This is a genomic window from Kitasatospora sp. NPDC101155 (assembly GCF_044768305.1).
Classification (GTDB): Bacteria; Actinomycetota; Actinomycetes; order Streptomycetales; family Streptomycetaceae; genus Kitasatospora.
Map to the genome: position 1 here is coordinate 33,321 of NZ_JBIWPN010000054.1, position 11,189 is coordinate 44,509.

15 protein-coding genes and 1 pseudogene are annotated in these 11,189 nt (G+C 71.5%); 8 read left to right on the forward strand and 8 right to left on the reverse strand.

Annotated elements, in window-relative coordinates:
- Nucleotides 1-116 precede the first annotated feature (116 nt).
- Together ACIRYZ_RS39910 and ACIRYZ_RS39915 are read right to left on the reverse strand one after the other, a co-directional pair.
- Complete coding sequence (locus tag ACIRYZ_RS39910) at nucleotides 117-323, reverse strand: DUF397 domain-containing protein (protein WP_402953552.1); 207 nt, start codon at nucleotides 321-323, stop codon at nucleotides 117-119.
- The gene (locus ACIRYZ_RS39915) at nucleotides 308-1,150 is read right to left on the reverse strand and encodes a helix-turn-helix domain-containing protein (protein ID WP_402953553.1); all 843 of its coding nucleotides are present in this window, start codon (nucleotides 1,148-1,150) and stop codon (nucleotides 308-310) included. The genes ACIRYZ_RS39910 and ACIRYZ_RS39915 overlap by 16 nt, the downstream gene beginning before the upstream one ends.
- Nucleotides 1,151-1,268: 118 nt before the next feature.
- On the opposite strand from ACIRYZ_RS39915, the gene ACIRYZ_RS39920 reads away from it, so the two are divergent.
- Genes ACIRYZ_RS39920 through ACIRYZ_RS39930 form a run of 3 tightly spaced genes read left to right on the forward strand, consistent with a single transcriptional unit; the run spans nucleotide 1,269 to nucleotide 1,982 of the window.
- Complete coding sequence (locus ACIRYZ_RS39920) at nucleotides 1,269-1,472, forward strand: hypothetical protein (RefSeq protein ID WP_402953554.1); 204 nt, start codon at nucleotides 1,269-1,271, stop codon at nucleotides 1,470-1,472.
- Entirely contained in the window at nucleotides 1,472-1,717 is a 246-nt protein-coding gene (locus ACIRYZ_RS39925) for a hypothetical protein (RefSeq protein ID WP_402953555.1), read from the forward strand. Before ACIRYZ_RS39920 ends, ACIRYZ_RS39925 begins: the two co-directional genes overlap by 1 nt.
- Before the next feature lie 43 nt (nucleotides 1,718-1,760).
- A complete protein-coding gene (locus ACIRYZ_RS39930) occupies nucleotides 1,761-1,982 on the forward strand; it encodes a hypothetical protein (RefSeq protein WP_402953556.1) in 222 nt (73 codons plus the stop codon).
- 51 nt (nucleotides 1,983-2,033) lie between these two features.
- Here the strand turns inward: ACIRYZ_RS39930 and ACIRYZ_RS39935 are convergent, their stop codons facing one another.
- The 3 genes and pseudogenes from ACIRYZ_RS39935 to ACIRYZ_RS39945 all read right to left on the reverse strand — a co-directional run.
- Nucleotides 2,034-2,567: an EF-hand domain-containing protein gene (locus tag ACIRYZ_RS39935; protein WP_402953557.1), complete on the reverse strand. Its 534-nt coding sequence runs from the start codon at nucleotides 2,565-2,567 to the stop codon at nucleotides 2,034-2,036.
- Nucleotides 2,568-2,772: 205 nt separating this feature from the next.
- On the reverse strand, nucleotides 2,773-3,270 hold the full coding sequence (locus ACIRYZ_RS39940; protein WP_402953558.1) for a hypothetical protein: 498 nt from the start codon (nucleotides 3,268-3,270) through the stop codon (nucleotides 2,773-2,775).
- A 250-nt stretch (nucleotides 3,271-3,520) separates the two neighbouring features.
- Nucleotides 3,521-3,817: pseudogene (locus tag ACIRYZ_RS39945) on the reverse strand (nuclear transport factor 2 family protein); the annotation flags it as partial.
- A 171-nt stretch (nucleotides 3,818-3,988) separates the two neighbouring features.
- Between ACIRYZ_RS39945 and ACIRYZ_RS39950 the strand changes: the two are divergent.
- Together ACIRYZ_RS39950 and ACIRYZ_RS39955 are read left to right on the forward strand one after the other, a co-directional pair.
- Nucleotides 3,989-4,381 carry a hypothetical protein gene (locus ACIRYZ_RS39950; RefSeq protein ID WP_402953559.1) on the forward strand — a complete coding sequence of 131 codons (393 nt, stop codon included), beginning with the start codon at nucleotides 3,989-3,991 and terminating at the stop codon, nucleotides 4,379-4,381.
- The gene (locus ACIRYZ_RS39955) at nucleotides 4,371-5,063 is read left to right on the forward strand and encodes a pentapeptide repeat-containing protein (RefSeq protein WP_402953560.1); all 693 of its coding nucleotides are present in this window, start codon (nucleotides 4,371-4,373) and stop codon (nucleotides 5,061-5,063) included. The genes ACIRYZ_RS39950 and ACIRYZ_RS39955 overlap by 11 nt, the downstream gene beginning before the upstream one ends.
- Nucleotides 5,064-5,164: 101 nt before the next feature.
- Here the strand turns inward: ACIRYZ_RS39955 and ACIRYZ_RS39960 are convergent, their stop codons facing one another.
- Nucleotides 5,165-6,469 (reverse strand): hypothetical protein, encoded by a 1,305-nt coding sequence (locus ACIRYZ_RS39960; protein WP_402953561.1) that lies wholly within the window; start codon nucleotides 6,467-6,469, stop codon nucleotides 5,165-5,167.
- A gap of 395 nt (nucleotides 6,470-6,864) precedes the next feature.
- On the opposite strand from ACIRYZ_RS39960, the gene ACIRYZ_RS39965 reads away from it, so the two are divergent.
- Both ACIRYZ_RS39965 and ACIRYZ_RS39970 read left to right on the forward strand, forming a co-directional pair.
- Nucleotides 6,865-7,983 (forward strand): peptidoglycan recognition protein, encoded by a 1,119-nt coding sequence (locus tag ACIRYZ_RS39965; protein ID WP_402953562.1) that lies wholly within the window; start codon nucleotides 6,865-6,867, stop codon nucleotides 7,981-7,983.
- A gap of 179 nt (nucleotides 7,984-8,162) precedes the next feature.
- The gene (locus ACIRYZ_RS39970) at nucleotides 8,163-8,690 is read left to right on the forward strand and encodes a SixA phosphatase family protein (protein WP_402953563.1); all 528 of its coding nucleotides are present in this window, start codon (nucleotides 8,163-8,165) and stop codon (nucleotides 8,688-8,690) included.
- A gap of 27 nt (nucleotides 8,691-8,717) precedes the next feature.
- On the opposite strand, the gene ACIRYZ_RS39975 is transcribed toward ACIRYZ_RS39970, so the two are convergent.
- Entirely contained in the window at nucleotides 8,718-9,407 is a 690-nt protein-coding gene (locus tag ACIRYZ_RS39975; RefSeq protein ID WP_402953565.1) for a hypothetical protein, read from the reverse strand.
- A gap of 55 nt (nucleotides 9,408-9,462) precedes the next feature.
- Complete coding sequence (gene sigJ / locus ACIRYZ_RS39980) at nucleotides 9,463-10,440, reverse strand: RNA polymerase sigma factor SigJ (protein ID WP_402953566.1); 978 nt, start codon at nucleotides 10,438-10,440, stop codon at nucleotides 9,463-9,465.
- A 125-nt stretch (nucleotides 10,441-10,565) separates the two neighbouring features.
- On the opposite strand from sigJ, the gene ACIRYZ_RS39985 reads away from it, so the two are divergent.
- Entirely contained in the window at nucleotides 10,566-11,045 is a 480-nt protein-coding gene (locus ACIRYZ_RS39985) for a carboxymuconolactone decarboxylase family protein (RefSeq protein ID WP_402953567.1), read from the forward strand.
- The last annotated feature ends 144 nt before the right edge of the window (nucleotides 11,046-11,189 follow it).

The following is an 11,189-nucleotide window of genomic DNA, read 5'->3' on the forward strand; positions in this document are numbered from 1 at the left end:
GCGACGGCTCGGCCGCCCCAGCGGATGCCTTTCTCCCTGCGGATGCAGGCGCGCTCGCGCCGTCGGGCGGCCAGCACGTCGGGATGGCGGGTGGGAGGTTGGGCCGGTAACTGCGGTCAGCGGGCGTCGAATTCGCCGGTGCGGACGGCGGCTACGAAGGACTGCCAGGCGTCGGCGGAGAAGACGAGGGAGGGGCCGGAGGGATCCTTGGAGTCACGGACGGGCATGACGCCGGCGAAGCCGTCGGCGACCTCGACGCACGTGCCGCCGCTACCGCTGTACGAGCTCTTTCGCCAGCGAGCTTCAGTCAGTTCGACATCCATTCAAAGTCCCTCCGTACTGCGCGAATCATGGCTACCGATTCGGTCCGGCCCAGCGCCTCAGCCACGAGTCGATCGTAGTCGCTGGCCAGCGCCGTGATCGCGTTAGCATCTCGATCGAGGTAGCCACGCTGCTCAGTCTCGCCGTAAGCGAGCGCTTTGCGGTCGGGCATGGTAAGGAGGTGTACCAGTCGGGTGAACGGCCTGTTCTCGCCCAGGGAGAACGGCGCCACCTGGATGATGATGTTGGGCTTGTCCGCCATTTCTTCGAGGTGGAGCAGCTGCTCGACCATGACGTCCCGGCCGCCGATGGGTCGCCTGAGGCAGCTTTCGTCGACCACCGCGTGCAGGAGCGGTGGCGGTGTGCGGTCGTAGATGTTCTGTCGAGCCAGCAGGAACTCGATTCGCTCGTGTGCCTGTTCCGGGGTGACGGTGCCTCGCCGGAGGTTGCCCTGCTCCCAAGCCACTGCGTACGGCCGGGTCTGCAGCAAGCCGGGGATCACGTTGATCTCGAAGAGCTTGATCTTCTCCGCGAGCGCCTCGTAGGTGGCGTACTCGGGGAAGCCGGGCACCATCGCCGTGTGCTTGGCCTGAAAGTACATCAGCAGCAGGGTGCCGCCCGTCTGCAGGACTTCGTCGGCCTTGGTGGCAAAGTTCTTACTCGGCGGCCGACGCGCAAGTTCACAGAACGAGATGTACGACGGGCTGACCCCGCACTTGCGCGCGAGCTGGTCCTGCTTGAGGCCAATCGCCCTGCGCGACCTGCGGAGTTGGATCGCGAAGGGGGCCCAGGGGCTCGACTCGGGGTCGATTTCCTTCATGTTCACCATGACCGCTCCAACTTTCCTAGCCCTCGGGGTCAAGTGCTTTGCCGCTTCCAACGCTAGGCGACGCCACGCCATCATGTGCACAGAACGTGAAACATCGATTGCGGAGGGTTCCATCCCCATGGCCCAAGACCAGGTTCCCCGCCTCCACGGCTACGGTGTCCGCTGGGACATCGGGGCCCGGTGTTACCGGGTGCGGAACGAGATGACGGGGGAGTGGCTGCGCAGCGCCGCCACCGGCGAGTTGGCCTCCTTCACCTTCTTCTCCGACGCCTGGAGCGCGTGGAAGGTCTTCGAGGTCCACAAGCGGCCGGGGGAACAGTGATGTCCTCCACCCTCTCCCGTGCGACCGCCGAGCAGCGCCGGCAGGCCGCCGTCGTCCTGGACGACCTGACCACCGTCCTCGCCCTCGGCGGCGTCACCCTGCCCACCCTGGAAGTCGACTGGGCGAAAGGGCGCTTGACGTGCGAGTACCTCCTCCACGTCACCGCCCGCCCCGTCGATCTCCTGCGGATCGTCGACCTGCTGCGCAAGGGGCTGCGCTACGAGCGCCTCACCTATGACGACTGACCTGCTCGCCCGCCTGCTCTTCGCAGCCCTCAGGAAGTGACCCTTGAAGCGCGACCCCCGCCTGCTCGCCAAGCCGCCGGTGACCCGGCTCGGCTGCCTCGTCCTCGTGCGCAACCGGCGCGGCGACGTCCTCCTCGTCAACCCCGACTACATGGACGGCCTCATCCTGCCCGACGTCACGTCCCCCTCCCAACTCGCCCGCATCACCGATGCGTTGGCCAACCGCACCCTGCCCGTCCTCCTCCACGGCCAGCGCGCCGCCTGAGAAACCGGGCCGGACCTGCCACCAGGTCCGGCCCCGGGCGGGAGGGAGCGGTCAGTACAGGGCATCACCCATGGGGGAGCCGTCACCCGTGACGTACGCGCGGATCGATGCCAGGTACTCCCCGCGGCTGACGCGCCCGTCACCGTCGCTGTCCAGCGCGTCGAACGCCGCGTCGGCGTTGTCGGCCCGGTTGCCCAGGGCCTGGCGCAGCATGGTGAACTGTGGCCGGTCCAGGGCGCCGTCCTGGTCGGCGTCGGCGAGGTCGAACAGTGCGCCCAGGGCGTACTGGCAGATGTTGTCGAACTTCTCGGCGTCGACCCAGGCGACGTACTCCTCGTAGGTCATGACGCCGTCGCCGTTGGCGTCCATCGCGGCCCAGGCGCGTTCGCCCGTGGCGAGTGCGGCGATGACCAGCGGGTCGTCGTGGCCGCGTCCGGTCGCCTGTCGGGCCCGTTCGATCCGGACGAAGTAGTCGTGCCGGGAGGCGACTCCGTCCCCGTCGGTGTCCAGCATCGCGTAGATGCGGGCCTTCGGGGTGATGGGGTCGGCCGGGGGCGCCTGTGGTGCGGTCCGGGGGAGGGGCATGTCGGGTCTTCCTTCGGGTGCGGGTGTTGGACCGGTCGGTGGGACCGGTTGGTGGGTGAGGCGGAGCACGGAGGTGGAGTCGATGGCGGTCTCACCGGCCGGTGACGACCGGCGAGGCGGCAGTGTCGGCCTTCCGCTCTCTCCGCCATGATCGACGGCGGCGTCCTGCGTGCCCGGACGACCCGCCGGGCGCCGGGAAGACGGGTCAGGGCACCTCGGTGACGATCCAGCTGGCGGAGGGCGTGGTGCCGCCGGGCGTGGCGCCGAGGTGTCCTGACCGGGTTTCCGTGAGATAGAGGTCGTTGTCGTTGAGGCCCGACGCCGACCGGACCCGGGAGTGAGGGCCGTCGGCGACGCTCCACGCGGCCTCGGTGGTGCGGCACTGCCCGTAGCGGATGCTCCAGCTGTCGCCGATCGCCACACACCCCCGGGTGTTCTTCTCCGGGTCGAACACCGCGACATTCAGCGACGCCCCCTCCGGCCATAGCTCCCACCGCTGTTCGGGCACCGCCTCGCACGGTTCGAGCCGCACCTGCGTCGTGCCGAAGATGTGGTGCAGGCAGGTCCCGGTGTTGGTGTTGCGCAGCGTGTACGTCGCCGGCTCGGCCGCCGTGCGGGCGGCGGCCGGGGTCGCGAGCGGGAGCAGGAGCAGGGACGCGACGGCGGCTGCGGTCGCCGTCGCGTCGTGAGGGCGCATGGGCATGCGCGCCAGGAAAGCGCAGATGCCGTACGGCGGTGGGTGGTTCGGCGGTCGGTTCCCCCGAAAGGGTTCGTGCGCGTCGCAGTGTCCCGGCCGGGGCGGTGCAGGCGCCGCGCCCGTCCCGGGGCGGACTACTCCTGGTCGGCGGGGCGCCGCGCCACAGCACCTCGGACGGGTCGGTGTAGGCGTGCATGCTCACGATCCGCCCGTCGCGGACGGTGAACACGTCGGCGACGGTGATGTCGAGCGGACTGCCGTCGGTCAGGACGCCGTGCACGTGGTGGACGATGACGACGGTCCCGCCGCGCCGCTGGGCGACCGGCTCGGAGTGCAGCTCGCGCCACATCGAGTACGAGGCGCTCAGGTACTCGTGGACGGCGGCTACGCCCCGGTGCGGGCCCCCGTTGGGGACCTCCTCGGGCTCGACCCAGTCCACCTCGGGGTGCAGGTCGGCGACGGCGGCGTCGATGTCGCCCCGGGCGTACGCCGCGTAGGCGGCGAGCACGAGGGCGACGTCGGGATCGGTGTGGTCTGCGGGAGGGGGAGTCATGCCGGGGACCGTATCCCGCGCGGCAGTTGAGCGTCAGCGGCGGGATTTACTCGAACGTGGTTGATCGAAAACTGAATTGACGATCAGTCCGACACGTGACGAGACTTCCCGGTGGCGGGCGGCCGGGTGCCGGGTCGGGCTCGCTGCACGCACGTGATCGAGAGGAGCAGGATGTCGACCTGGCATGCGGGCCTGTGGGGGCTGCTCGGGTCGGGGCTGATGGAGGCCTGGGACCTGTACGCGGCGATCCACGCCGCGCGCGGATTCCCGTGGAAGCGCCGCGGCCGGCTCGCGCTGGCGCCGTACCTGGTGGCGGTCGCGATCCGGCTCGGTGTCGGCGGCGGGCTGGCGGCGGCGTACGCGGCCGGCGGGCAGATCGCCGGGGCGATCGGGGCCGTCACGGTCGGCATCGCCGCGCCGAAGATCCTGGAGCAGCTCGCCCGCAGGACGACGGTGGACGAGCCTCAGGCCGTGGCGGTGCCCCGGGCGAGGCCGGGCGCCCCGTCCGGTCGCGCGGTCGGTGTGGAGGCGGTCCGGGAGGAGGGAGCGGTCGATGTCCGCTGACTCCTTCTGCCGTCAGGTCCTCGGCTATATCGCCAGGACCGAACCGCCGTTCCGTTCCCCCGCGCCGGTGTGGCCGCGCCCCGGCTTCCTGGCGATGCTGCGGGCGGCGCTGGCCTTCCAGCCGTACCGGCGGGTCTGGCACGGTGAACAGCTGACGGGCGCTGACCTGTGTAGGGCGGACCTGGCGAACGCTGCCATGGCCGGTGCGGATCTTCTCGGTGCCGACCTCGACGGTGCGGATCTGCGGGGAGCCAGTCTGCGCGGCGCCATGCTGCGGGACGCCAACCTGTTCAGGGCGCAGCTGATCGGTGCCGACCTGCGCGGTGCCCGGCTGCGCGGCGCCAACCTGGCGCGGGCCGACCTGACGGACGCCGTGCTGGCCAAGGCCGATCTGACCGATGTCCACCTCGCCCATGCCGTCCTGTGCAATGCGTACCTGGGAGACGCCGACCTGACCGGTGCCCGTCTGCAGGGCGCGGATCTGAGCGGCGCCGACCTGCACACGGCCGACCTGGCCGGCACCGAGGTGACGGGGGCCCGGTGGTCGGAGGAGACCCGGTGGCCGGCGGACCTGTCCGAGGAGATCCGGTCCAGGTCCGTCGAGGTGGCGGACGGCATCTGGGAGATCCGGGCCGACGAAGCGCGCGGCCGTGCGGACACGCGGGGCCCGGTGCTGGTCTGAACCCGCGCCCACGGCAGCGGCCCCCACCAGGGCGATGCCTGGTGGGAGCCGCTGTCACGCGTGCGGTCGAGCGCTACCGCTCTCCCGTGTTCCGGGATCGGTCAGGCGCGCCGGCGGCTGATCCGCGTGGCCGCCGCGCCGGCCGCGAGGAACGCGGCGGAGAGGCCGAGCAGGACGGGGGTCTTCGGGGCGCCCGACTGGGCCAGCTCACCGTGGTGGTGCTCCTTGCCCTGGTGCTCCTCGCCCTGGTGCTCCTTGCCCTGGTGCTCCTTGCCGTGGTGCTCCTCGCCGTGGTGCTCCTTGCCGTGGTGCTCCTCGCCCTGGTGGCCGGGCTTCATTTCGTGCTTGTGCTCTTTGTGGTGGGCCGGCTTGTGCGGCCGGCCTTCCACCTCCTCCGCGACGAGCTTGATCTTGTTCAGGTTCTCTCCGGCCTGCTCGTTGTTCTGGTTCTGCTTGTTGGAGAGGTTGTTGAGCTGGGAGGCCGACTGGGTGTTGAGGGCCGTGTTCTGGGCGCTGTTTTGCGCGGAGTTGTTCGAGTTGCTGGCGGCGCTGTTGTTGGCGCTGTTGTTGAGGTTGTTGGCGACAACGACGGTCACGTCGACGTGCTGGTCCTGACCCTGGTTCTGCTGGCCGTTCTGCTCTTGGCCGCCGTGCTCGTCGTGCTTGCCGTGGTCTCCGTGCTCGTCGTGCTTGCCGTGGTCTCCGTGCTCGTCGTGCTTGCCGTGGTCTCCGTGCTCGTCGTGCTTGCCGTGGTCTCCGTGCTCGTCGTGCTTGCCGTGCTCGCCGTGGTCGCAGTGCTTGCCGTGGTCGCAGTGCTTGCCGTGCTCGCCGTGTTCGCAGTGCTCGCCGTGGCCGGTGGGAATGCCGGGCAGGAAGATGCCCTCGCCGATGTGGCCGATGTGGCCGTGGCCCTCGTGCCCGGGCCAGGCGAAGTTCTCGCCGCCCTTCGCCCCCATGTCGGCGGGAAGCGTCGACGGCATCTGCACCGCCGGCCGCTCGCCGTTGGGGGCCTGCCTGTCGGGCCTGGCCGTGTCATCCGGCAGCGCGGCGTTGGCCGGCTCCGCGGAGGCGAGTTCCTGGCCGTCGGCCTGCTCCGCGGAGCCCGGCTCCTGGTCGTCGGCCGGGGCTGTCCCGGGCTCGGCATCGTCGGTCCGGTCGGAGAGGCGGACGGCCTGCATCGACTGGAAAGCGCCGCCGCCGGTGAAGGTCCGGGCGCCGTCCGCCGGGGTGCCGCCCTCCCCGGCCAGGCGCAGAAGGCTGTCGACCCAGTCGCCCTGGGCCTGAGCCGAGCCGGCGGCCGGGCTGTGGTCGGTGACGGGCGAGGCGAAGGCCGTGCCGCCAGCGCCCCATACGAGGGCGGCCGAGGTCAGCCCTGACAGGACCAGGGTGGTGATTCGAATTCGCATGACGCTCCTGGATGATCCTCAAAACGGATCTTCTGAATACGCTCCTCTACCACCGGACCGTGAGGTACACCGCCGCGAATTAACCACACCGGCCCAAAGGATTACCGAGCACGGACGAACGTCGCCCCCTGCGGTCCGCCCCCTGCGGTCCGCGCCGCCGTTCCCGCCGGCACGCCCGCGACGGAACCGGGCCTGCCGGACACCGCCGCCGACCGGAATCCCCCGTATGGCGGAGCTCTTGAAGGGGCGTGCGGATGCCGGTGCCAACCGCCTGGCCGGTCGAATCCGACCAGGAATTCCCGGCTCCCCGTCCTCGTACCCCGGCCTCCTTGCGTGACGATGTGCCGCCCGCCGACGACATGCAGGGGCGATGAATTGTGGTGACTATCCGTTCCATGAGGATCTCAATCCCGGCAGCCGTCCTCGCCGGCTGCACCGCCGCCCTGCTCTTCCAGCCGCCCGCCGCCGCCGACAGCTCGGGTGCTTCCGCCCCGGCACCGCGCACCTCCGCCGGGGGCGGCTCGGTCACCTCCGTCCCCCTCACTGCCGGCGGTGCGGTCGCGCCCCGGGCCACCCGTGCGTTCGAGCTTCTCGGCGTGGTCTGGGACGGCGCCCCCGACGTCCTCGCCAAAGGCTCCGTGCGGGTCCGCACCCGCGACGCCGCCACTGGCCGGTGGGGCGACTGGCACACCCTGGAGGCCGATGCCCTGGACGGCCCCGAGGCCGCGCCGCACGGCGCCACCGCCCCGCTGTGGACCGGCCGCAGCGACGGCGTCGCAGTGGACGTGCACCCCGGTCCGGCCGGCCTTCCGCGCGGACTGCGGGTCGAACTCGTCGACCCCGGTCAGGGAGCCGTCTCCACCGACGCCCAGACCCTGCCCGAGCGACCGGCCGCTCCCGACACCGCCTCCGCCCCGCGCCCCGGCATCGTCACCCGGGCCGGATGGGGTGCGGACGAGTCCATCCGTGAACAGGGCTTCGTGTACACCGGCCCGGTCAAGGCGGTCTTCGTCCACCACACCGCGACCGCCACCGACTACGCCTGCTCCGACGCCCCCCGGGTGATCAGGTCGATCTACCAGTACCACGTGCAGGGCAACGGCTGGCGCGACATCGGCTACAACTTCCTGGTCGACCGCTGCGGCACCGTCTACGAGGGCCGCGCGGGCGGTGTCGACCAGCCCGTCTTCGGCGCCCACACCCTCGGCTTCAACACCGACTCCGCCGGCGTCGCCGCCATCGGCACCTACACCTCGGACGAGCCGCCGCAGGAGCTGCAGGACGGCCTCGCGAAGATCGCCGCGTGGAAGCTCGGCCTCACCGGCCGGTCGGCCGGTGGCAAGGCCCAGCTCACCTCGGGCTCCGACTCCAGCCTCTACCCGAAGGGCAAAGTGGTCGAATTCGCCGCCATCTCCGGCCACCGCGACGGCTTCGCCACCGAATGCCCCGGTGAAGCCCTCTACGCCAAGCTCCCCGCCATCCGCAGCACGGCGGTGCGCCTGCAGGGCTCGTAAGCCGTGAGGTCCGGCGCCAACTCCGCTACGGTCGGGGTCACTTGAGTGGATCGGGTGCGGGGCGAGGCGACCGCACCCGCTCCACGCCCCCCCTGGAACGGGTCGACACGACTGTCGGTTGCACCACTGCGGATCCGGCAGCCGAGCCCCGCGCCCGTACGCAGAACACGGAGTAGCCCGTGCCCGAGGAGAAGCAGCGCCGGATCGTCCTGGTGCGCCACGCCAAGTCCGACTGGCCCGACGTGGACGACCACGACCGCCCCCTGGCCGAGCGGGGCCGCAAGGCCGCCCCGGCGGCCGGTCGTTGGCTCGCCGACCACGGCCTCACCCCGGACCTCGCGCTGGTCTCCACCGCCGTGCGCACCCGCCAGACCTGGGCGCTCATGGCCGCCGAACTCCCCACCGAGCCCGAGACCGTGTACGACGAGCGCCTCTACGACATCGGCCTCGGCGAGCAGCTCATCGCCCTGCTCACCGAGACCCCGGACGACGTCGCCACCCTGCTCGTGCTCGGCCACAACCCGGTCATCCACGAGGCGGCCGACACCCTGGCCGGCGAGGCCGAGGACGACGACCAACTGGCCCGGATGCAGGGCCGCTTCCCGACGGCCGCCATCGCGGTGCTGGCCTTCCGGGGCTCCTGGCGGCGCGTCGGGCCCGACGCCGCGCGGCTCACCGCCTACCGCACGCCCAAGGACGCCGCCTGAGCGCCGCGCCCCGGGGCGTGCGGTGCGTCAGGCGCGGGTGCAGACGTGGGTGGTCCTGCTGCTGCCGGCGGTGTGGACGATGGTCAGGGTGGTGCCGTCATACGTCACCGCCAGGTTCTCCCTGCTGCTGTCGTCGGAGCCGGGCGGCTGCCAGGGCAGGGTGAGCCGGACGCTGTCGCCCACCGTCGAGGGGACGCTGAGGGCCTCGGGGGAGCGGTGTTCGCTGACCAGCGGGCCGGGGCCGTCGAAGAACTCCAGCGCCAGGTGCCCGCCGCGCAGCAGGAAGCCGCCGCGCCAGGTGCCCGCCTTGCCGGTCTGGCCGTCCCAGGTGATCGTCCAGCCGCCGTTGCCGCCGCCGTCGGTCTGGACGGTGACCTTGCCGTGCAGGGGCTTGCCCCGGGAGCTGGTGGACTGGAGGGTCCAGTCGCCGCGCACGAAGGCGTCGAAGGCGCGGTCGGCGACGGTCGGCTTCGCGCCGGCGGACGGGACGGCGGACGCGGTGGCGGACGGGACGGCCGTGGGGGCGGGGGAGTCGCCGGAACCGGCGGGCGGGGCAGCGGCCGGGCCGCCGCTTGCCGCCTTCCCTCCGTCACCACTGCTGCTGGCGCCGCTGGAGCAGGCGGCGACCAGCGCGGACCCGACGCCGACCGCCAGGTAGCGCAGGGCGTTGCGGCGGCCTATGACGCGGGCTGCGGCGCCCACCTGACGGATGTTCATACCGGTTTCCCCGTTTCGACGTGTTGATCAAAGCGGGGAGTCTAGATGATGCTGTCTACCGTTCCCGTACCTTCCGCAGCCCGAGGTCGGACACCTCGCCCAGGTGCCCGAGCTTGTCCGGGTTGGCCACCGCGTGGATCCCCCGCACCGCGCCGTCGACGATGTCGAGCGCGACCACGTTGAGCACCCGTCCCTGGCCGTCGTACGCCACCGCGCCCGGGTGCCCGTTGACCCGGGCCGGCACCAGACTGGCGCCGAGGGCGGCGATCCGGCGTAGGCCGCTGACGAGCAACTGGGCGACCTGGCGCGGGTTGTCGACCGAGCGGCCGATGGCCTGGGCCTTGCCGCCGCCGTCGCCGTGCAGGACGACGTCGGGGGCGAGCATGCCGAGCAGCTCCTCCAGGTCCCCGCCGGCGGCCACCTCGAAGAAGCGGCGGGCGAGTTCGTCACCCTCCGCGCGCCGGGTCGGGGGCAGCGGGGCGTCCGCGCTCACCGCCAGGCGCTTCCTGGCGCGGGCGAAGATCTGACGGCAGTTCGCCTCGGACTTGCCGGTCAGCTCCGCGACCTCCCGGTAGCCGTACCCGAAGGCCTCGCGCAGCATGAACACCGCCCGCTCGACGGGGGAGAGGGCCTCCAGCATCACCAGGAAGGCCATCGACAGCGAATCGGTCAGCTCGGCGTGCTCGGCCGGGCCGCCGGGGCGGTCGGCGAAGGCGACGACCGGCTCGGGCAGCCACTGGCCGACGTAGGTCTCGCGCCGCACCCGGGCCGAGCCGAGATGATTGATGCCCAGCCTGGTCACCGAGGTTGTCAGGTACGCCTTCAGGTTGGTGACGGCGGTGCCGGCCTGCTCGGCGCGGGTCAGGTTGAGGAAGGTGTCCTGGACGAGGTCCTCGGCGTCGCCCACCGAGCCCGTCATGCCGTAGGCGATGGAGAACAGCAGCGGCCGGTACCCGACCGCGCTCGCCGATCCCGCCGATCCCGCCGATCCCGCCGATCCCGCCGATCCCGCCGATCCCGCCGATCCCGCCATGGAAACGCCTCCCGTTCGACGCCGCCCCGCCCGGGGGTGGCGCGCGTCACATCCGTGCCTGTCACAGCCTGCCCGGCTGCCCTGTCTTAGAGGACAGCAGCGGACAACGTACCGAGGAGCACACCGTGGAAGCCCGTCTGGGCCCCTTCGCCAGCCCCGTCATGGGCAAGGTCTACAAGCACCTGATCGCCGCCAGCCGGGTCCTGGTGGAGTCCACCCTGCCGGTCGCCGTCCAGGAGCTGGTCAAGCTGCGCGCCAGCCAGATCAACGGCTGCGGCTACTGCGTCGACATGCACTTCAAGGACGCCGTGCACGCGGGCGAGGAGGCGACCCGGCTGAACCTGGTGGCGGTGTGGCGCGAGGCCACGGTGTTCACCGAGGCCGAGCGGGCCGCCCTGGAGCTGGCCGAGGAGGGCACCCGGCTCGCGGACGCGGCGGGCGGGGTGAGCGACGAGGTGTGGGCCAACGCCGCCGAGCACTACGACGAGGAGCAGCTCGCCGCCCTGGTGAGCCTGGTCGCGGTGATCAACGCCTTCAACCGCGGCAACGTGATGATCCGCCAGCCCGCCGGAAGCTACCTCGCCGGGGAGACCCACACCCTCTGACCAGCCCTTCATCCGACAAGGAGAACCGTTTTGACTTCCTCCCCCGGCTCTGAAGGACTCCGTTGGGAAATTCGCAAACCGGGCTGGGTGATCAGGCTGCCAGGTCGAGTGCGGCGAGGTGCGAGATTCGTGTCTTGCCGAGTG